The 20,003-nt window shown below is 63.9% G+C and carries 19 protein-coding genes; 12 read left to right on the top strand and 7 right to left on the bottom strand.

Features of this window, described 5'->3' with window-relative positions:
* The first annotated feature begins 237 nt into the window (after nucleotides 1-237).
* The 4 genes from ACK8CP_RS17895 to ACK8CP_RS17880 all read left to right on the top strand — a co-directional run bounded on the left by ACK8CP_RS17895 (nucleotide 238) and on the right by ACK8CP_RS17880 (nucleotide 3,268).
* Complete coding sequence (locus tag ACK8CP_RS17895) at nucleotides 238-465, top strand: hypothetical protein (protein WP_139163753.1); 228 nt, start codon at nucleotides 238-240, stop codon at nucleotides 463-465.
* A 403-nt stretch (nucleotides 466-868) separates the two neighbouring features.
* Nucleotides 869-1,408, top strand: a complete 540-nt coding sequence (locus ACK8CP_RS17890) for a GNAT family N-acetyltransferase (protein ID WP_414832716.1) — start codon at nucleotides 869-871, stop codon at nucleotides 1,406-1,408.
* 154 nt (nucleotides 1,409-1,562) lie between these two features.
* The gene (locus tag ACK8CP_RS17885) at nucleotides 1,563-2,105 is read left to right on the top strand and encodes a TetR/AcrR family transcriptional regulator (RefSeq protein WP_234629148.1); all 543 of its coding nucleotides are present in this window, start codon (nucleotides 1,563-1,565) and stop codon (nucleotides 2,103-2,105) included.
* Nucleotides 2,102-3,268, top strand: a complete 1,167-nt coding sequence (locus tag ACK8CP_RS17880) for an MFS transporter (RefSeq protein ID WP_414832715.1) — start codon at nucleotides 2,102-2,104, stop codon at nucleotides 3,266-3,268. The genes ACK8CP_RS17885 and ACK8CP_RS17880 overlap by 4 nt, the downstream gene beginning before the upstream one ends.
* Nucleotides 3,269-3,506: 238 nt before the next feature.
* Here ACK8CP_RS17880 and ACK8CP_RS17875 read toward each other — a convergent pair whose 3' ends face one another.
* The 4 genes from ACK8CP_RS17875 to ACK8CP_RS17860 all read right to left on the bottom strand — a co-directional run bounded on the left by ACK8CP_RS17875 (nucleotide 3,507) and on the right by ACK8CP_RS17860 (nucleotide 7,106).
* The gene (locus tag ACK8CP_RS17875; protein WP_414832714.1) at nucleotides 3,507-4,709 is read right to left on the bottom strand and encodes a L,D-transpeptidase family protein; all 1,203 of its coding nucleotides are present in this window, start codon (nucleotides 4,707-4,709) and stop codon (nucleotides 3,507-3,509) included.
* Between the two features lie 219 nt (nucleotides 4,710-4,928).
* Nucleotides 4,929-5,885, bottom strand: a complete 957-nt coding sequence (locus tag ACK8CP_RS17870) for an acetyl-CoA carboxylase carboxyltransferase subunit alpha (RefSeq protein ID WP_128290901.1) — start codon at nucleotides 5,883-5,885, stop codon at nucleotides 4,929-4,931.
* 115 nt (nucleotides 5,886-6,000) lie between these two features.
* Complete coding sequence (locus tag ACK8CP_RS17865) at nucleotides 6,001-6,879, bottom strand: site-specific tyrosine recombinase XerD (RefSeq protein WP_234629409.1); 879 nt, start codon at nucleotides 6,877-6,879, stop codon at nucleotides 6,001-6,003.
* 83 nt (nucleotides 6,880-6,962) lie between these two features.
* A complete protein-coding gene (locus tag ACK8CP_RS17860) occupies nucleotides 6,963-7,106 on the bottom strand; it encodes a histidine kinase (protein WP_092814517.1) in 144 nt (47 codons plus the stop codon).
* Between the two features lie 111 nt (nucleotides 7,107-7,217).
* Between ACK8CP_RS17860 and ACK8CP_RS17855 the strand changes: the two genes are divergently transcribed.
* Genes ACK8CP_RS17855 through ACK8CP_RS17845 form a run of 3 tightly spaced genes read left to right on the top strand, consistent with a single transcriptional unit; the run spans nucleotide 7,218 to nucleotide 10,249 of the window.
* Nucleotides 7,218-7,820 (top strand): shikimate kinase, encoded by a 603-nt coding sequence (locus ACK8CP_RS17855; RefSeq protein ID WP_128290900.1) that lies wholly within the window; start codon nucleotides 7,218-7,220, stop codon nucleotides 7,818-7,820.
* Complete coding sequence (aroB, locus tag ACK8CP_RS17850; protein ID WP_414832713.1) at nucleotides 7,817-8,953, top strand: 3-dehydroquinate synthase; 1,137 nt, start codon at nucleotides 7,817-7,819, stop codon at nucleotides 8,951-8,953. The genes ACK8CP_RS17855 and aroB overlap by 4 nt, the downstream gene beginning before the upstream one ends.
* Before the next feature lie 3 nt (nucleotides 8,954-8,956).
* On the top strand, nucleotides 8,957-10,249 hold the full coding sequence (locus ACK8CP_RS17845) for an HlyC/CorC family transporter (protein ID WP_414832712.1): 1,293 nt from the start codon (nucleotides 8,957-8,959) through the stop codon (nucleotides 10,247-10,249).
* A 30-nt stretch (nucleotides 10,250-10,279) separates the two neighbouring features.
* Here the strand turns inward: ACK8CP_RS17845 and ACK8CP_RS17840 are convergent, their stop codons facing one another.
* On the bottom strand, nucleotides 10,280-10,552 hold the full coding sequence (locus ACK8CP_RS17840) for a BolA family protein (RefSeq protein ID WP_234629153.1): 273 nt from the start codon (nucleotides 10,550-10,552) through the stop codon (nucleotides 10,280-10,282).
* 74 nt (nucleotides 10,553-10,626) lie between these two features.
* On the opposite strand from ACK8CP_RS17840, the gene ACK8CP_RS17835 reads away from it, so the two are divergent.
* The 3 genes from ACK8CP_RS17835 (at nucleotide 10,627) to cobT (ending at nucleotide 14,205) form a co-directional block, all read left to right on the top strand.
* Nucleotides 10,627-11,253, top strand: coding sequence for a J domain-containing protein (locus tag ACK8CP_RS17835; RefSeq protein WP_414832711.1), 627 nt, complete (start codon nucleotides 10,627-10,629; stop codon nucleotides 11,251-11,253).
* 63 nt (nucleotides 11,254-11,316) lie between these two features.
* Nucleotides 11,317-12,303, top strand: coding sequence for a cobaltochelatase subunit CobS (cobS, locus tag ACK8CP_RS17830; RefSeq protein ID WP_234629155.1), 987 nt, complete (start codon nucleotides 11,317-11,319; stop codon nucleotides 12,301-12,303).
* A gap of 15 nt (nucleotides 12,304-12,318) precedes the next feature.
* Nucleotides 12,319-14,205: a cobaltochelatase subunit CobT gene (gene cobT, locus ACK8CP_RS17825; protein WP_414832710.1), complete on the top strand. Its 1,887-nt coding sequence runs from the start codon at nucleotides 12,319-12,321 to the stop codon at nucleotides 14,203-14,205.
* A gap of 91 nt (nucleotides 14,206-14,296) precedes the next feature.
* Here the strand turns inward: cobT and ACK8CP_RS17820 are convergent, their stop codons facing one another.
* Nucleotides 14,297-14,905: a VUT family protein gene (locus ACK8CP_RS17820; RefSeq protein WP_414832709.1), complete on the bottom strand. Its 609-nt coding sequence runs from the start codon at nucleotides 14,903-14,905 to the stop codon at nucleotides 14,297-14,299.
* Nucleotides 14,906-14,963: 58 nt separating this feature from the next.
* Entirely contained in the window at nucleotides 14,964-15,266 is a 303-nt protein-coding gene (gene rpmB, locus ACK8CP_RS17815; protein WP_092814541.1) for a 50S ribosomal protein L28, read from the bottom strand.
* Between the two features lie 233 nt (nucleotides 15,267-15,499).
* Between rpmB and ACK8CP_RS17810 the strand changes: the two genes are divergently transcribed.
* Nucleotides 15,500-16,318 carry a DUF3108 domain-containing protein gene (locus ACK8CP_RS17810; protein WP_414832708.1) on the top strand — a complete coding sequence of 273 codons (819 nt, stop codon included), beginning with the start codon at nucleotides 15,500-15,502 and terminating at the stop codon, nucleotides 16,316-16,318.
* Nucleotides 16,319-16,766: 448 nt separating this feature from the next.
* On the top strand, nucleotides 16,767-19,982 hold the full coding sequence (locus ACK8CP_RS17805; RefSeq protein WP_414832707.1) for a helicase-related protein: 3,216 nt from the start codon (nucleotides 16,767-16,769) through the stop codon (nucleotides 19,980-19,982).
* The last annotated feature ends 21 nt before the right edge of the window (nucleotides 19,983-20,003 follow it).

Below are 20,003 nucleotides of genomic sequence, written 5' to 3'. Positions count from 1 at the left end.
CCCGTCGGTTCGCCGTCCCGCGTGCAGAACACAGCGTCTCTGAGCAGACAAGCAGCCCACAAAAAGCGCGAGGTCTGCGGTCAGAGCCGGCGTGCAGGAAAGACGCTGCGGCGCCGCTCTTCCCAAAGGTGCCGTGTGACGACGACGCGTCTTGAACCAGGAGTGCGCTCCCGCAAAAGTTGATCCACTGCGCATGAAGTATCTAAGCGTCAAATGGCAGTGCGGGGGACATTGCAGATGGCGGAAGTGAACAGGCGGCGCTGTGCGCTAAAGGTCGCGGGATGCGCCGGCGCCGCTTTTCTTGCTCTTTCCGCTTCCGTCGATAATTTGGTGACCTATTTATTTGGGCCCGGCTACCTGTGGATCGTCGGGGGAACGTTCATCGCCGCCTGCTGGGGCTACGAAGCTCTATGCCACGGCTTCAAGGTCGATGATTTCTTTGGAAAGGACGAAGCAGATGACTAGCAAATCCGGCGGCTGCGCTGTTTGCGTCCTGTTTGGGGCCATCGTTCCGTGGAGCGGCTTGTTCGTGGGCGGGATCCTTGGCTTGCTGCCAAACACCCCACCGGCATGGGACCGGCTGAGCGCATATATGGTGGCAATCTCACTGCTTTTGATGGCGGGAAGCTTCGTCCTGCGTCGCGTTCCGCGCATCATATTCTAGCCGGCTCACCGGCCAGCTATCGACGCCTCGTCACCTCGTAAACTGCAGCTCTCAGCGTCCGGGAGAGAGCGTGACGATGCGGCCAATACCGTGCGGCCTGTCCCGGCAAGACGGTCGAAAAAGATGCCAGATGCTCTGCCTCAGGTTGCCGCCTTCGAGATAGGCTCGGTCACCCAAACGCATCCTTTGAGGCCCGAGACATCCATGCCCGCCACGATCTCCCCTTACGAGGAAGCCGACCAGCAGGGCGTGCTCGATCTCATCCTGCCGATCCAGCAGCACGAATTTGCGATCCCGATCACGCTGGAGGAACAGCCTGACCTTCGTGCCATCGAGAGCTTCTACCGGGTTGGCAAGGGCGATTTCTGGGTGGCGAAGGAGGGGGAGCGCGTCGTCGGCACGATCGCGCTCAAGGACATCGGCGAAAACCAGGCCGCCTTGCGCAAGATGTTCGTGGCGGCGACCCATCGCAGCCGCCCCCACTCCGTCTCCTCAGGGCTCTTGCAAACCGCGCTCGCCGCCGCGGCAGAACGCGGCCTCGCCGAAATCTTCCTCGGCACGACGGCAAAGTTTCTCGCGGCCCACCGCTTCTACGAGAAGAACGGCTTTGCGGAGATCGACAAGACCGAGCTGCCGGCAAGCTTCCCGCTCGTCGACGTCGACACGAAATTCTACCGGATCGCGATCCTCCCTCTTCCCGCAACACCGGACTCAGGCGACGGGCATCTCCCAGCGAGCGGCTAAGTCGCCCTCCCCTGAACGGCCTCCCTGTCCCTCACACCCTGTGAGAGCGCCCCATCGGCCGCACGGCAGCCTCCCGTGCCCGCACACCGCGCACGCCGAGCGGATTTCGAAGCCAGTCCTTGAATTGTAAAACGTACGTTTTACATGCTCTCTTATGGAAACGAAAACCCGGCTCCTCGCCGCCGCCGAACAGCTCTTCGACCTGAACGGTTTCACCGCCACCGGAATGGACCGGCTGACGCAAGCCGCCGGCATGTCCACGCGCACCCTCTACAAGCACGCCGGCAGCAAAACCGACCTGATGGCCGCCGTCCTCGCCGAGCGCGATCTCCGCTTCATGCGCACGTTCCAGGGCCTCGAGAGCGTCGACGGCATCTTTGCGGCTTTGGAGACGTGGGTGCGGGAAGAAGGCGCCCGCGGCTGCCTTTTCCTGCGAGCCTTCGGAGAGACCGGCGGCAACATCCCGGAAGTGCGGGCCGCCGTTCTCGCCCACAAGGAAACCTTCCGCAAACGCCTGACCGAGATCCTCGTGACCGAACTCGGCGAGGCGGCGAGCGCGCACCTCACGGAAGAGATCCTGGTCCTCTACGAGGGCGCCACGGCAGCCTCCGTCTATCGGGGCCCGGCCGCGGTCGCGGCGGCACGCCGGGCAGCGGCAATTCTTGTCGCCGACGCTGACGCCGGACAACGCCCGTGAGCCCGGCCCTTCGCCTCGGCGCCGTCGGTTTCGGCCTGATCGCCGTCTGTTACGGCTTTGCCCGTTTTGCCTTCGGTCTGTTTCTGCCGGAGGTCGATGCCGATCTGTCGCTCGGCCCGGCGCTGTCCGGCATCCTCTCGGGCGGTTCCTTTCTCGGCTATTGCCTCACGATCATTGCCTCGGCCGTCCTCACCGAACGTTTCGGGCCGCGCGCCGTGGCGATTGCGGCGGCCCTCGTCGCCGCGGCCGGCATGGCCGCGATCGCCGCCGCGCCCAATGCCGCCTGGCTGGCCGGCGCCGTGCTTTTGGCAGGGTCGAGCACCGGCCTCGCCTCCCCGCCCATGGCCGCGGCCGTCGCAGCCTCGGTCCGGGCCGAGCGGCAGGACGCCACCAACACCGCGATCAATGCAGGCACCAGCGCCGGCGTCGCACTCTCCGGCCCCGTCGCCCTGGCGATCGGCGGGGAATGGCGCCTCGCCTTTGCGGGCTTCGCCGCACTTGCCGTTGTCGTGGCGCTCGCAGCCGCTGTCGCGGTTCCGCCGACGCGGCGCAACTCCGCGAAAGGCAGTCGCCTGCCACCCGTAACCGGACCTTTGATGCGCCTCGTCGCAGCCTCTTTACTCATGGGCGCCGCAAGCACCTCCCTCTGGTCCTTCGGCGGCGAGCTCGCATCGCAAAGGCTCGGCTGGGGCACGAGCGGCATCGGCGGTTTGTGGACCGCCATCGGCATTGCGGGAATCGCCGGCGCCTCGGCCGGCACCCTGGTGAAACGCTTCGGCATCGACCGGACGCATCGCGCCTTTCTGGTGACGATGGCGCTCGGCATCCTCGCGACCGGCTCGGCCCTCGCCACCCCCGCAACGACGCTCGCAGGCGGCGCTCTCTTCGGCGCGGCCTATGTGATGCTGACCGGAATCTACCTCGTCTGGGGTGTGGCGGCACTTTCCGATCGCCCGGCGACGGGGCTGATGATCGGCTTTCTCACCATCGCCATCGGCCAGACGGCGGGAGCGCCCCTCTTCGGTTTCATCCTGGACGCCTTCGGTCCGGATCAGGCCGTCATCGTCTTTGCCGCGATCGGGCTCGCGGCCGGGATGATGGGCTACGAGCGCCTCGGCCTTTTCGGGGCACCGGCCGCGCGAAGATGCCCCGAGGTCCGATGAGGCCGCGGCCGAAAAGCCGAGCCACTCGAAAGATTGCATGGCGTCTGAACGGCATCGCAGGCGAAACGGCGGTCGCGACAAGACCCCCGAAGCAATGCAGGGAATGCGCGAGCGAAAACGAAGAATGAGCACGCCCCAAACAAAAAACGGCGCGGTCGCCCGCGCCGTTCATGTGCTGTGAAGCCGTCTTTTGAAATCGCTGGCCTGGCCCGAAAGGTCGCGGCCAGCGAGGCGCGCGCTACCAGACCTTCTTGATCAGCCGCGACAGGAGGCCGGCCTCTTCTTCCTGCTGCGGCGCGTAGGCGGTCGCCATCGGGGGCTCTCCGCCCGCCGGCGTCTCGGAGGCGACCTGCGTCTCCGCACCCGTCTTGCCGCTTTCGGAACGTTCCGGAATGCTCGCCGTCATCACAGGCGCATCGGCCGGCGTCGACATCGGGGCATTCTGCGGAGCGCTCGGCGTCGCCGCCTCGGCCGGCATCGTGCCACGGGCGAGCGCCAGAAGCGTCGGCGGCACTTCGTTCTTCTGCCGCGGATCGCGCATCAGGTCCGCGACGGCGATCTTGGCATAGTCGCGGTCGTTGAGATTGCTCGCGATCTTGTCTTCGCGCAGCTCGTCCTCGGCGCGCTTCTTGGCGACCGCGAGACGAACCGAATCGTCCACCTTCGGGGCGCAGGAGGCGCTCGGCGAATAGCTCATGCCGGCCTGGCGCTCGGTGCCGAAGACATACTGCTTCGAGCACACGGCGACTTTCGGCTCCTGGCGGGTGAGTTCGAAGACGTCGCTGCCTTCCTTCAGCATCTTCCAGAAGGCGTAATTCTCGTTGCGGCGGTGCTTGGCGAGATTCTCCGGCGTCATGCGGAACGGGAAAGCATGCACCTGGAAGGATTTCTGGCCGCCCTGGAAGGCGAGCCGCGCCAGCGTGTAGATTTCCTGGATCTGGTCGTCGTCCATGGCATAGCAGCCGCGCGACGAGCAGGCGCCGTGCACCATGAGATGCGAGCCGGTGCGCCCGAGCGAACGGTCATAGGCGTTCGGGTAGCCCATGTTGAACGACAGATAATAGGAGGAGTTCGGGTTCAGCTGCGCCGGCGTGATCGTATAAAAACCTTCCGGCGCCTGGCGGTCGCCCTCCTGCTGCTTCGGCCCGAGCTTACCCGACCATTTGCAGATGTCGTAGGTTTTGAGGAGCGCGTAGCGGCCGGTCGCCTTCTCCTGCTTCCAAACCTCGAGCTCCGATTCCTCCTTGAACAGGCGAACCAGGATCGGGCTCGTTTCGCTCATGCCCTTTTTGGCGATGAGCGATTTGGTGGAATGCGAAAGCGGCCGAAGATGTTTGGCCATGCCCTCGAAATCGTTGCAGCCGGCCAGGATGAGTACCGCCAGACCTGTAACGATGAGAGCCGCGACGCGCGCAGCGCGTGAAAATAGTGCTGTCATCATGACCCGAAGAGCCTCTTCCCCTGTCTCTTGCGGATTTCTAAAGGCATATCGTTGCCGGGAGGTTTAAGCCAATGAAATGCGGCGATTTCCTGCTGGAGCGCAGGCGAATTTCGCCGAGTGTGACGGAATCGTCGCAGACACCGCGAATTTCGCGGTGTCTGGCACTTTTCCCCGGTCAAATTGGCCAAAACTCTTCGGACGCGGCTCAAGACCGCGGAATCAGCCGAGACTGCGTCCGATCGCCAGGAATTTTTCCCGTCGCTGCAGCCGGATATCGTGCGCCGGCAGGCCGCGGAATTCGCCGAGCGCGCCGGCTATGACGTCGCCCACGGCGGCGATCACGGCGTCCGGATCGCGGTGCGCACCGCCCACCGGCTCGTTGATGATAGAGTCTATCACCTTGAGATTCTTGAGATCTTCGGCCGTCACCTTCATCGCGGTGGCGGCCTCTTCGGCGCGTGTGGAATCCCGCCACAGGATCGATGCGGCCCCTTCCGGCGAAATCACCGAATAGATCGCATGCTCGAGCATATAGACGCGATTGGCCGTCGCGAGCGCGATCGCGCCCCCCGATCCGCCCTCTCCGATGATGACGGAGACATTCGGCACGCCGAGCCCGAGACAGGCTTCCGTGGAGCGCGCGATCGCCTCTGCCTGGCCGCGTTCCTCAGCCCCGACCCCCGGGTAAGCCCCTGCAGTATCTACGAAAGCGATCACCGGCAGCCCGAAACGATCGGCCATTTCCATGAGCCTGACCGCCTTGCGGTAGCCCTCCGGCCGGCCCATGCCGAAATTGTGTTTAAGCCGCGACTGCGTATCGAAACCCTTCTCCTGGCCGAGGACAGCCACAGGCTCGCCGCGGAACCGCCCGAGACCGGCGAGAACCGCGCGGTCCTCGGCAAATTTCCGGTCGCCGGCAAGCAGCGTGAAATCCTTGATCAGCGAGGAGATGTAACGGCTCGCATGCGGCCGGTCGGGATGGCGGGCGACGAGCGCCTTCTGCCAGGGCGTCAACTTGGCGTAGAGGCCCTTCAGCGCATCCCGCGCTTTGGTTTCCAGATTGGCGATTTCCTCGTCGGTGGAAACGCTGTCATCACTTTCCTGCAGCCGACGCAGCTCCTGAATCTGGCCTTCGAGGTCGGCGACGGGTTTTTCGAAATCGAGGAAGTGGCGCATGTAAGGCAGTTGATCCTTAAGGTGGCCGCAAACTGGCGATGGGGCGTTGTCAAGTCAAGCGGAGGCGACAATCGGCCCCCATCTCATCGCCAGCCGGGCTTTGAGGGCGACATCATCAGCGCATGCGCCCGAGAGGGTGATGCTCCTGGACGAGCGTCTTCATGCGCTCCTCCAGAATATGGGTATAAATCTGTGTGGTCGAAATGTCGGCATGGCCGAGCAATGTCTGCACGGCCCTGAGATCGGCGCCGCCTGACAGGAGATGCGTCGCGAAAGCATGACGCAAGACATGGGGCGACAGGCGCGCGGGCGATATGCCCGCCTCAATGCCGACCTCCTTCAAGTCGCGCGCGAAAGCCTGGCGCGTCAGATGCCCGCAGGCCGACGCCGCCGGAAACAGAAACGGGCTTCGGCCCGCCTGCCGCTCATCGAGGAGTGCGCGGTAATCGCGCATCGAAAGGCGGGCGTCTTCGTTCAAAGGCACGAGCCGCTCACGCCCCCCTTTGCCGGTCACGATCAGGAAAGGACGCTCGCCGGTCGCCGCACTCGCCGGCAGTCCGACGAGCTCCGAAACCCGAAGGCCGGTGGCATAAAGAAGCTCCAGAAGCGCCCGCGTGCGTGCCGCCGCAAGGCGCCGTGCGGGCGGCGCCTCGCGACCTGCCCGCGCGCGCGCCGTATCCAGCAAGGTACCAACCTCTTCGACGGACAAGGTCTTTGGCAGGCCGCGCCGTGGCTTCGGACGATCGAGGACGATCGTCGGATCGTCGCTGCGCAACCCTTCGGACAGGAGGAAGCGAAAGAACTGGCGCAGCGCAGAAACCCGTCGGCTCTGTGTCGCCGGGCTCATGCCGCGTGCTGCAAGTGTGGCGATATAGTCGCGCACCCCGTCGCCGCCGACCTCGCGCAGGTCGCTGACAGTGCCAAGCGCATCGAGAAGGTCGCGCCGATAGGCCGCAAGCGTATTGGCAGAAGCCCCGCGCTCAGCCGCCAGCATCTCCAGAAATGCTTCGATATCCAGAAGATCGCGCGGTCGGCGCGGGCGCGGCCCAGCATCCCCCGCTGGGGACGAGGCCGCACTCACTGATTGACCCGCTCCGCAGGAATACGCACGCTCATCTCTCTGGGATTGGGCTCCACGAGAAGCGTCAGCGCTATCATGCCACCATAGACGATCGCGGCCAGAACCGCGATGACAAACAAGAAGCGAAAGAGACTTGGCATTCGAACCGCCCGTTTACGTGAGCCCCTTATCGCCGCTTCCGCTGCTATTTCAAGGGATGCACGGCAACAGATAAAGCTTTATAGCGAGCCGATTGTGGGCCGGGACGGGGCATGTTGCGAACTGACAGCAAGAAATATTCACGCATCGAGGAAGGCGCCGCGGAACGCGTCGTCGAGCGTTTGGGTGCGCGAAACATCGTCCTCGTGGGGATGATGGGCGCTGGCAAGACCAGCGTCGGCCGCCGCCTTGCTGCGACACTCAACCTGCCTTTCAAAGACGCCGACCAGGAAATCGAAGCAGCCGCCAACCTCACTATCGCCGACATTTTCTCAACTTACGGCGAGGCGCATTTTCGTGACGGTGAGAAAAAAGTCATCCGGCGTCTTCTCACCACCGGCCCGACAGTGATCGCGACCGGCGGAGGTGCCTTCGAAGACGCGGAGACACGTCAGGCGATCGCCAATGACGCCGTCTCCATTTGGCTCAAGGCCGATCTCGATCTCCTTTTCGACCGTGTCAGGCGCCGGTCGAACCGGCCGCTCTTGCGCAAACCGAACCCGAAGGAAATCCTGGCGGATCTCCTCGCCCGCCGAGAACCCACCTACGCCCTCGCCACGCTCACGGTCGCCTCGCGCGACGTGCCCCACCACACCGTCGTGGCAGACGTTCTTTCCGCCCTCGATAAATTTCTGACCAGCGAGAACCCATCATGAGTTCCGTACATGTGGACCTTGGCGAGCGCAGCTACGACGTCCTCGTCGCCGCCAACCTCATCCCCAATCTCGGACGCCACATGGCCGCGCGGATGGACGCGCGCCGCGCCGCGATCATCACAGACGACAATGTCGGCCGTCTTTATCTTGACCCCGTCCGCCAGGCCCTAAGCGATGCGGAAATCGACAGCGTCGAGATCGTCGTCGCGCCGGGGGAAGCCTCCAAGAGCTTCTCCACCCTGGAACACGTTGTGAGAGAGCTGCTCGCAGCCCGGCTCGAACGCTCCGACATCGTCATCGCGCTTGGCGGCGGCGTCGTTGGCGACCTCGCGGGCTTTGCGGCTGCGATCACCCGTCGAGGCATGAGCCTCGTCCAGGTGGCGACAAGCCTTCTTGCACAGGTGGATTCATCCGTCGGCGGCAAAACCGGCATCAATACGCCGGAAGGCAAAAACCTCGTCGGTGCCTTCTTCCAGCCACGGCTGGTCCTGGCCGATACGAGCGCACTCGATACCCTCCCGCCGCGCGAGTTTCGTGCCGGTTATGCCGAAGTCGCAAAATACGGCTTGATCGACGATGCGGATTTCTTCTCGTGGCTCGAGGACAACAGAGAGGCCGTCTTCGCCGGCGAGGAGGCACGCGGGGAAGCCATCCGCCGCAGCGTCGCGGCAAAGGCGCGCGTCGTCGCCGCCGACGAGCGTGAAGCGGGAACACGCGCCCTCCTCAATCTCGGACATACCTTCGGACATGCGCTTGAGGCTGCTTGCAACTACGACGCCAGCCGCATCATCCACGGCGAGGGTGTGGCCATCGGTATGGCCATGGCCCATCGCTTTTCGGTCCAGCAGGGCCTTTGTGCGCCGGAGGCGGCAGAGCGCGTCGAGAGGCATCTTGCCGCCGCGGGTCTGCCAACCCACATGAACAGCATTCCGGGAAGCGGATTTTCCACCTCGGAATTGATGGATCACATTGCCCAGGACAAAAAGGTCAAAGCTGGCCGCCTCACCTTTATCTTGAGCCGAGGGATCGGTGAGGCTTTCATCGCGGAGGATGTCGTGCCTCACTCGGTTGAGACGTTCCTCGCCGATGAGCTCGCGGCCGAGCCTGCACCCGCCCTTCAGACAGGAGAATAACCCATGTGGCTCGCAGCCACTCTGCTTGCCATTGTCATTCTGCTTTTCCTTTCCGCCTTCTTCTCCGGATCGGAGACCGCTTTGACGGCGGCATCACGCGCCCGCATGCACCAGATGGAGCGGTCGGGCGATGCCCGAGCGGGCATCGTTTCGCGCCTGATCGATCGCCGCGAACGCATGATCTCCTCGCTGCTTCTCGGCAACAACCTCGTCAACATCCTGGCATCCGCCCTCGCAACGGCCGCCTTCATCGACATTCTGGGCGATGCAGGTGTGGCGGCGGCGACCTTCGTGATGACGGTCCTGGTCCTCGTCTTTGCAGAGGTGTTGCCGAAGACCTGGGCAATCACAACGCCGGACCGCTTCGCGCTTGCGGTCTCGCCCTTCGTCTCAACGGTCGTTCGGGTTTTTGCGCCTGTCGTGATGGCAGTTCAGCGCTTCGTCTCGGCCCTCTTGCGTCTCTTCGGCGTCGCCGCGAGCCATGACGTGCTCTTGTCCGGCCACGAGGAACTTCGCGGCGCCGTCGATCTCCTGCACCGCGAAGGCAGCGTGCAAAAGGGCGCCCGCGACATGCTGGGCGGCCTTTTGGACCTCAACGAGCTCGACGTCTCCGACGTCATGGTTCACCGCACCGCGATGCAGGCCCTCAACGCCGATGATCCGGCGGAGAAGCTCGTCACCCAGGTGATCGAGAGCCCCTTCACACGCCTCCCCTTGTGGCGCGGCGAGACCGAAAACATTGTCGGGATCCTGCATGCCAAGGACGTCTTGAGGGCCCTCGCGGCAGCCGGCGGCGATGCAACCGCTCTCGATATCATGGCGGTCGCCTCAAAGCCCTGGTTCGTGCCGGACACGACCTCTCTGCAGGCGCAGCTCAACGAGTTCCTGCGCCGCAAGATTCACTTCGCGCTCGTCGTCGACGAGTATGGGGAGGTGATGGGCCTGATCACGCTCGAAGACATCCTGGAGGAAATCGTCGGCGAGATCGCCGACGAGCATGACGTGGAGATCCAGGGCGTGCGCCAGCAGCCGGACGGCTCCATTATCGTGGAAGGCACGGTGCCGATCCGCGATCTCAACCGCGCCTTCGACTGGAACCTGCCGGATGAGGAGGCGACAACCATGGCGGGCCTCGTGATCCACGAAGCGCAGACCATTCCCGAAGCGGGACAGGAATTCACCTTCCACGGCTTCCGCTTCAAGGTTCTGCGCAAGACACGGAACCGACTGACGCAGATAAGGGTGACACCGGTCACGCCGGTGGCGCCGGCACAGGCGACGAGCTTGCCGGTCTAGGCCGCCCGTTCCATTCAGGAGGCCGGCCGCCTACCGGCCTTCGCCCGGCGCATACGCCCTTACGGCCAGCGCGTGCACTCTGGCCTTCAGCTCTTCAGCCAGGATCTCATTGATCATGCGATGGCGTTCAACGCGGCTCTTCCCTTCGAAGGCCGCAGACACAATATGGATGCGGAAGTGGCTCTCACCCTCAGGATGCGCGCCACCATGACCGGCATGAAGATGCGATTCATCGGTAATGGTCAGCTCCTCGGGGGAAAGGGCACCATTAAGTTTGTCTTCCATTTTTTCACGAACGCTCATCGTTCCTCCGGTTCTGTCTGATTGGCGTTGAGGTACGGCTTGAGAGGGCCCGCCGGGGCGGGCATATTGATTCCATGAAGCTTGAATCGGACCTGTTCGACAAGATTAGAACCCGCAAGGGAACGAAGAAGCCCAAGCAGGAAGAAAGGGCGACGCGCGTCTGCAAAGCCGAAGGCTGCAATGCGCCCGCGACGCATCGCGCACCCAAGGGACGCGACGCAGAAGGCGAGTATTTTTGGTTCTGCCTGGAGCACGTGCGCGCCTACAACAAATCGTACAATTATTTCGCCGGGCTCGACGACACCGACGTCCAATCCTTTCAGAAGGAATCGATCATCGGCCACAGGCCGACCTGGCGGATGGGCTCCAACGCGCGCTCAGATGAGGGCCCACGGCCCGGAGGACGCGCCAAATACGGCTTTACCGGCAAGACCGACGACCCGTTCCATCTTTTCGGCGAGGGCTTCAGAAGCCGCCCGTCCGAAGAGCCGACCCGCCGCACCGTGCGCAACATGGAGAGGAAGTCGCTGGCGACTCTGGGCCTTGACGAGACCGCTGGCCCCGACGAAGTAAAGGCCCGGTACAAGACGCTCGTGAAGCGCCATCACCCCGACGCCAATGGCGGCGACCGTTCTCTGGAGGAGAAACTCCGGGAAATTATCCAGGCCTACAGCTATTTGAAGAGCGTCGGTTTCTGCTAGATCAGGGTTCTCTGACGCCGTGAAAAGAGCCGGCGCATACGGCGCCGAAAGAAGGAATTTGTCATGCAGGAAGCCGTCGAGAACACCCCCGCCGTCCCCGATATGAAGGTGTCGGTCAGGCAGGTCTTCGGCATCGATTCAGACCTCGAAGTGCCGGCCTTTTCGCAGGGTGATCCGCACGTCCCCGATCTCGACGAGGATTATCTTTTTGACCGCGAGACGACCTTGGCGATCCTTGCGGGGTTTGCCCATAACCGCCGTGTGATGGTCACGGGCTATCACGGTACCGGCAAGTCGACGCATATCGAGCAGGTCGCAGCGCGCCTCAACTGGCCGTGCGTGCGCGTCAATCTCGACAGCCACATCAGCCGCATCGATCTCGTCGGCAAGGACGCGATCGTCGTGCGCGACGGCATGCAGGTGACCGAATTTCGTGACGGCATCCTGCCCTGGGCGATCCAGACCAACACCGCCCTCGTCTTCGATGAATACGATGCAGGCCGGCCGGACGTGATGTTCGTCATTCAGCGCGTGCTGGAGGTTTCCGGTCGTCTGACGCTTCTCGACCAGAACCGGGTCATCCGCCCACATCCGGCGTTCCGTCTTTTTGCGACCGCCAACACGGTCGGGCTTGGCGACACGTCGGGCCTTTATCACGGCACGCAACAGATCAATCAGGGTCAGATGGACCGCTGGTCGATCGTCACCACGCTCAATTATCTGCCGCACGACAACGAGGTCGACATCGTTCTCTCGAAGGTTGCGCATCTGCGCAATCCGGAAGGCCGCGACCAGGCAAGCCGGATGGTGCGTGTCGCGGATATGACCCGCAACGCCTTCGTCAACGGCGATCTGTCGACGGTCATGAGCCCGCGGACGGTGATCACCTGGGCGGAGAATGCCGAGATCTTCTCAGATTTGGGCTTCGCCTTCCGCGTCACCTTCCTCAACAAATGCGATGAGCTCGAGCAGCCGCTTGTGGCCGAATTCTATCAGCGCTGCTTCGGCAAGGAGCTGCCGGAATCGGCAGCCAACCTGGTTCTGAGCTGAGGCGCGGCACACGGCATGAGCGGACGCAACAAGGAAACTCCGACAGACCCGTTCAAGCGGGCTCTGTCGTCCTGTGTGAAGGCGGTGGCCGGCGACCGCGAACTCGAGGTCGTCTTCGCGTCCGATCGGCCGCAGCTTCTCGGCCACCGCGTGCGCCTGCCGGAGCCCGCCCGGCGCATGAGCGCCAACGACATCGCCATCACCCGAGGGCTTGGCGATGCCATGGCGCTTCGCCTCGCCTGCCATGACGACAAAATGCACCGTCGCTTTGCGCCGCAAGGTGAGCAGGCGCGAGCAATCTTCGATGCCGTGGAACAGGCCCGCTGCGAGGCGATCGGCGCGCGGCGCATGACGGGCGTGCGTGAAAACCTCTCCGCGATGCTCGAGGACAAATACCACCGCGGCCAGTATGAAGAGATCCGCGATCGCGCCGACGCGCCACTGGAAGATGCGCTCGCTCTGCTGATGCGCGAGCGGCTCACCGGCCAGGCGCCGCCGAAAAGCGCGGAAAAGGTCGTCGAGCTGTGGCGCGACTTCATCGAGGAGCGGTCCAGCGCCGAACTCGACCGGCTGTCGCAATCGATTTCCGACCAGAATGCCTTTGCCCGCGCACTCCGCGATCTGCTCGCTTCCCTCGACATGGGCAGCGAAGCGGGTCAGGACGGCGAGAGCGAGGAGGATGACGGCGGAGACGACAGCGACGAGACCTCCGACACGAGCGAAGGGGCGCGCGGCGAAGCCGACGACGACAACGACGCCTCCGCCGAGCCGCAAGAGACGGAAGCTTCCGGCGAGGACGACGACGAGGTCTCCGAGAGCGAGCGCACCGAGCAGACGACCGAAGAGTTTCTGGAGGCTGAGGATTCGGCCGAGACCGACCCCTTTGCCGATGGACGACGGCCGGACTTCTACGGTCAGAACACCCCGGTCAGCGATTACAACGTCTACACCTCAAAACACGACGAGGTGGTGGCCGCGCAGGATCTCTGCCCGCCCGAAGAACTCGATCGTTTGCGCTCTTATCTCGACAAGCAGCTGGTGAGCCTGGCGGGCGCCGTTGCACGCCTCGCCAATCGGCTGCAACGGCGGCTTCTGGCGCAGCAAAACCGCGCCTGGGACTTCGATCTGGAAGAAGGCGTGCTCGATCCCGCAAGGCTGTCGCGCGTCGTCACAGATCCGTTCGCCTCTCTGTCTTTCAAGCAGGAGCGCGACACGGAATTTCGCGACACCGTGGTGACTTTGCTTCTCGACAATTCCGGCTCCATGCGCGGGCGCCCGATTACGGTTGCCGCGATCTGTGCCGACGTTCTCGCCCGCACGCTCGAACGCTGCGGTGTCAGTGTGGAGATCCTGGGCTTTACGACGAGGGCATGGAAAGGTGGTCAGGCGCGCGAGGAATGGCTGCGCGCCGGCAAGCCGCCGCATCCCGGCCGTCTCAACGATCTCCGCCACATCATCTACAAAAGCGCCGACGCGCCCTGGCGGCGCTCAAGGCGCAATCTCGGGCTGATGATGCGCGAAGGGCTGTTGAAGGAGAATATCGACGGCGAGGCGCTCGATTGGGCGCATCAGCGGCTTCTGGCAAGGTCGGAACAGCGGCGCATCATGATGGTGATTTCCGACGGCGCGCCGGTCGACGATTCCACGCTCTCGGTCAATTCCGGCAATTACCTCGAAAAGCATCTGCGCCACGTCATCGACGAGATCGAGAACCGCTCACCGGTTGAGCTTATGGCGATCGGCATCGGCCACGACGTGACGCGCTACTACAAGCGTGCCGTCACGATCGTGGATGCAGAGGAGCTTGCCGGCGCCATGACGGAAAAGCTCGCGGAGCTGTTTGAAGCGGACATTCCCGGCGTCACGCGGCCCCCGCGAATGCGCCGCAATCGCGCCGCGTAACGCGGCTCAGAGCTTCGAAAACGCCAGAGACAAAAAAAGCGGGCCTCGCCCGCTTGATCCGCCCCCTGCCAGAGCCCCGGCGCGATCCGTGTCACCCGCGCGCGATACCGGTGTGCGGCTGCCACGGCGTCACCAGACGGATGAGGAAACCGTAGGGAACGAGCGCCAGAGCCGCAATCAGAAGCTTCACGGAAAAATCGCCGAGCGCCCAGGACACCCAGCGCGGCACCTCGATCAGAGGAATGGCGCCGAAGAGGGGCGCCGTCTCGATCGCGAACGCATCGTTTGCACCGAGAATCCCGAAGACCGCGGCGAAGGCGAGCGAAAAGAAGATCACCGTATCGAGGGCGGAGCCGATAAGGCTCGACACCACAGGCGCGCGCCACCAGCGCCCGGCCCGCAGGCGATGAAAGATACCGACATCCATCATCTGAGCGGCGAGAAAAGCCGAGCCCGAGGCGACCGCGATCCGCGGCGTGGCAAGAACGGTGGAAACGATAACGGCGAGAAGGAAACCGACGAACACGACCCGACGGGCCGCCTGCGGCCCGAAGGTGCGGTTGGTCATATCATTGACGAGGAACGCGAGCGGATAGGTGAACGCGCCCCACGTCAGAAGATCGGCCAGGTTGTAACCGCCGATATGCCCCTGCACCGGGTACTGAACGAGAATGTTCGACGCCACCACGACCGCAGCCATGGCGGCGACCGCGGTCAGAAAACCGCGTCTCCGGTGCGTCGGGAAGATGGCCGTCAAATCAGGCCGCAGCCGCGTCGGCGCTGGCCGCCTTCTTGGCGATCTCGCGCTTCAGAAGCTTCGCCTTCGGCGACAGCTCGTCGGCCTGCGCCTTGAGAAGGAAAGCGTCGAGCCCGCCACGATGCTCCACACTGCGCAGAGCGGCGGCAGAGATGCGCATCCGCACAGCGCGCCCGAGCGCATCGCTCATCAGCGACACATTGCACAGATTGGGAAGGAACCGACGCCGGGATTTGTTGTTGGCGTGGCTCACATTGTTGCCGGTCAGGACGGCCTTGCCGGTCAGCTCGCAACGGCGCGCCATGGAGAACCTCATGATCTGATCTGGAGGGCGGACCGTCCTGCGCATGACGCAGCCGGGACGGCACTTCAAGCCCGGTTTTTCGAAAGCGCTCCTATAAGGAGTGTGGCCGCAAGGGTCAAGTGATCAGCCGCAGTGGGGCTGGCATACACCCACAAGATGGGCCCGAAAAAGGCCGGCTTTCGTCCTTAGGCAGAAGACAAGGGTGCCCCGCCACCAAAATGGAGCTTCCGCCAATGCGGCATCCGCACACTCGAAGCGCTTTCTTCCTGCCGATGGTCACAGTCCTCACCATGCTGGGGGGTGCGGCACTTTCCGCCCCACCGGCTGCCGCGACCACACTGACGGTGCGCTACGGCGCCTCTCTCATGGGTGTCCCGGTCGGCAAGGTGAAGGCCAGTCTGAGCGTCGACAAACGCAGCTATCATGCGGAAGGATACGCGAAGGCAACCGGCTTCAGCCGGCTTTTCTCCGATGCGCGCGTCAATGCCGAAGCCACCGGCACCCTCACGGATGCCCCAGAGGCGCAGAGCTATCATCGCCATTGGGTGGAGGATGGAAAGGCTGAGGATTTGTCGCTCTCCTTCGCCAATGGTCGTGTGAGCGATCTTCGTTTCAAAGCCGACAAGCCTCCCAAAGAATATGCCGATCGCGTGCCGGTGAAACCGGAGCACAAGACAGGTGTCATCGATCCTTTGAGCGCGCTCGTGATGCCGATCGCCGGCCGCCGCGGAAAGGACCTGTGCGAAGAACGAACGCCGGTCTTCGAGAACAACAAGCGCTTCGATATCACGATGCGCTTTGCGCGCACGGAGCGTTACAACGGCGGCAGCAAGAGCTATTCCGGCCCGGTCGTCGTCTGTGCCGTTCGCTATGTTCCCATCGCCGGCCACCGCGCGCACAAGAAGAGCGAGCGCTTCATGGCGGCAAACAAGGATATGGAAGTCTGGCTCGCGCCGATCGAGACGGTGGGACTTGCGATCCCCGTAAAGATGCGGGTGCGAACGGAATTGGGCGTTCTCACAGCCACGGCCGACCGCCTCAATGTGCGGTGAATGTCCCGTTTTGAGACGAAATCGTTAAGAAGCGCCTTTGCCCCCTTGATCATTGAGGGCGCATGGCCGCACGGTGGCCCGCAGATCTTGCGCTCTGCGGACGCTACCCCCCATATGTGGAGAGAACGGAAGTTGAACTTGTTGAACCTGCCGATTCGTCGGCGATTCGTTCGTCAAAACGGCCTATGCTTGAACCAGCTGCCGTCCTGCGGCGGGCGGGCGTTTGCTTTTTGCTAACCTTGTTTCAAGGCCCCGACCGCATATGTCACCTGCTCTCGCTAACACGCTTGTGAGCTTCAAGGTCGAGCCCGTGGAACGAATCCTGAATCCGGACGAGTCGTCGATTCGATCCGCTTTTGTTCAAGAGTCGTTCGAGTCGGGCCGGAACCATTAAGTCAAGCCGCGCTCGCGCATTCGAACTCGTCCCAACGGTTTTCGCCATCGCCTGATGAATGTGACATCCGACAATCCACGGCAGTGGAGCGCCCGCAACGTCACAGCGGTGCTCGGCCCCACCAATACCGGCAAGACGCATCTCGCCATCGAGCGCATGCTCGGTCACGAGACCGGCATCATCGGCCTGCCGCTCAGGCTTCTGGCGCGAGAGGTCTATAGCCGCGTCGCGCAGCGCGCCGGCGCCGACAAGGTGGCCCTCGTCACCGGCGAGGAAAAAATCGTCCCGGCGGAACCGCGTTATTGGGTCTCCACCGTAGAGGCGATGCCGCGCAACACGGATGCCGCCTTTGCGGCCATCGACGAGATTCAGCTCGCCGCCGATCTCGAACGCGGCCACGTCTTCACCGACCGAATCCTGTCGCTGCGCGGCAGCCAGGAAACCTTGCTGCTGGGCGCATCGACGATGCGCGGCGTCATCGAAGGCCTTCTGCCGGGCGCGCATATCGTCACACGCCCGCGCATGTCGGTCCTCGCTTATGCCGGGCAGAAGAAGCTGACACGCCTGCCGGAACGCTCCGCGATCGTCGCCTTCTCGGCCGACGAGGTCTATGCGATCGGCGAGCTGATGCGCCGCCAGCGCGGCGGTGCGGCAGCCGTTCTCGGCGCCCTTTCGCCACGCACGCGCAATCGTCAGGTGGAGCTCTATCAATCAGGCGATGTCGATTTTCTGGTCGCCACCGACGCGATCGGCATGGGCCTCAATCTCGACGTCGATCATGTCGCCTTCGCATCGGCCCGCAAGTTCGACGGATACCAGCACCGCCCCCTGACGGCCGCCGAACTCGGCCAGATCGCCGGGCGCGCCGGGCGTTACATGCGCGACGGGACGTTCGGCGTGACGGGGACGGTCTCTCCCTTCGAGCCGCCCCTGGTGGAAGCGCTGGAAAGCCACCGTTTCGAAGGGGTTCGGGTGCTGCAATGGCGCAACGACCGGCTCGATTTCTCGTCCCACGAAGCCCTGCGCGCCTCGCTGGAACAGGCACCGAAGCATCCTTTTTTGACGAAATCGCCGCCAGCGGCCGACCAGGTCGCGCTCGAGCTTCTGGTGCGCGATGACGACATCACCGACCGACTGACGCACCCGAAGGCCGTGGAGCGTTTGTGGGATATCTGCCGGCTGCCTGATTATCGACGCATTGCGCCTGCTCAGCATGCCGGACTGATCGGTTCGATCTTCACTTTTCTTATGGACAAAGGCTCTGTTCCACCCGACTGGCTTGCGCCGCAGGTGAAGCGAGCCGACCGCACCGATGGCGACATCGACACATTGTCGGCGCGCATCGCAGAAATTCGTACGTGGACCTTTGTGGCCAATCAGCCGGACTGGCTTGCCGACCCGACTTATTGGCGCGAAGAGACGAAGCGCGTTGAGGATAGGCTATCTGACGCACTTCACGACAGGCTTACAAAACGCTTTGTCGATCGGCGAACTAGCGTTCTGATGCGCCGGTTGAAGGAGAATACAATGCTTGAGGCCGAGATCACCCCGGGGGGCGACGTGCTGGTGGAGGGCGAGCATGTCGGCACGCTGATCGGCTTTCGCTTCACACCCGACGCCAAGGCGGAGGGGTCGGATGCAAAAACGGTTCGCACAGCGGCAGCAAAGGCGCTGGGCACGGCGGTCGCCGAGCGGGCTGAGCGTCTGTCCCGTTCAGACGATGCGGGATTCTTGCTGACGTCCGGCGCGATCATCCGCTGGCACGGCGAACCCGTGGCGCGTTTGATTGCCGAAGCCGAACCTTTGAAGCCGCGGATCCTGCTCCTTGCTGACGAGCAGCTCACGGGCCCAAGCCGCGAGAAAGTCGAGGCGCGGCTGACCGTCTGGTTGTCCAATCAGATCGGCACGCATCTGAAACCGCTTCTCGAACTGGAAGCCGATGAGAGTCTCTCCGGTCTGGCCCGCGGCATCGCCTATCAGCTGAAGGAAAAGCTCGGCATTCTGGACCGCCGCGACGTGCTCGAAGAAGTCCGCTCGCTCGACCAGGACGCCCGTGCCGGTCTGAGGCGCCACGGCGTCCGCTTCGGCGCCTACCATATTTATCTGCCGATGCTGCTGAAGCCGGCGCCGGCAACTCTGCTGGCGGAGCTCGAAGCTCTGCACAAAGGCCGCGACGACCGCGACAGCATCGCCGAGGTGGCCTCCGTCTCGGCTTCCGGCCGCACCTCCGTCAACGTCGACCCAGAGATCGATCCGGCCATTTACCACCGGTTCGGCTACCGCATCTTCGGGCGTCGCGCCGTGCGCATCGATATTCTCGAGCGACTGGCCGATCTCATCCGTCCCGCCCTCACCTGGCGGCCTGGCCGTGAGATCGAACCGCCCGCAGGCGCGATCGAGGAAGGCGGCGGTTTCACCGTCACGTCCGCGATGACGTCTCTCCTCGGCGCCTCGGGCGAAGATATGGGTGTCATCCTGAACGGCCTCGGCTACCGCGTCGAGCGGCGCCCCTTGCCGCAGACGCCTGCGACGGAAGAGGCGGTGCAAAAAGCGGAAGCCGCCGCAGCAGCGGACGGCCCGGACGTGGCCGCGACCGCCGAGGCGGCAGAAACCGAAGCGCCCGTCGCAGCCACCGATGCAGAGGTAGCCGCGCACATAGAAAGCGCCGAAGTCGCAGAAGCCCCCCACGAAGAAACGCCCCTGGAGGGGAGCGAAGTCGCAACCGGGGCAGGATCTGACGCCGGCATGGTCGCCGGCGAAGGCGCGGCGAGCCCGCTCGCACCGGAAGACGCAGCACCTGCGCCCGAGACGGAACCCACAGCGGAGCAACTCGCGGAAACAACCGATGCCACGAATGCGGACGCTTCCTCCGAGGGGACAGGCGAGGCACAGCCCGTGGCCGAAGAACAGCCCGAGACCGAAGAAAAGGCCGAGCCGGCCTTTTTGGAGATCTGGCGCTATGGCGGCATGCCCCGGCGCGAGGAGCGTCGGCCCAGCAAAGCGAAGCGCTCTCCGCGCCGAGCCACAGGCCGCGGCGGCGCCCAGAAGCCTGCAACCGAGGGCGGGGAAGCGGCGGCGGCCCCGCACGGCCCGGCCCCGTCCAAACCGCAGCACAAAAAGGGCAAGTTCCGCCACCGCGGCGAGCAGGGGCTGCCCAAGCGTCCGCCCCAGCGTCCCCAGAGGCAGGAACGGGAAAAGCGGGCTGATCCCGACAGCCCGTTCGCGGCCCTTGCCGCTCTGAAGGAGAAGCTCGGCTCCTCCGACAAGTAGGGGGGCCGGAAAGGCCGAAAG

Origin of the sequence: Afifella sp. YEN Y35 (assembly GCF_047553465.1) — a bacterium.
Classification (GTDB): Bacteria; Pseudomonadota; Alphaproteobacteria; order Rhizobiales; family Afifellaceae; genus Afifella; species Afifella aestuarii.
This window is presented reverse-complemented; position numbering and strand designations above follow the sequence as displayed.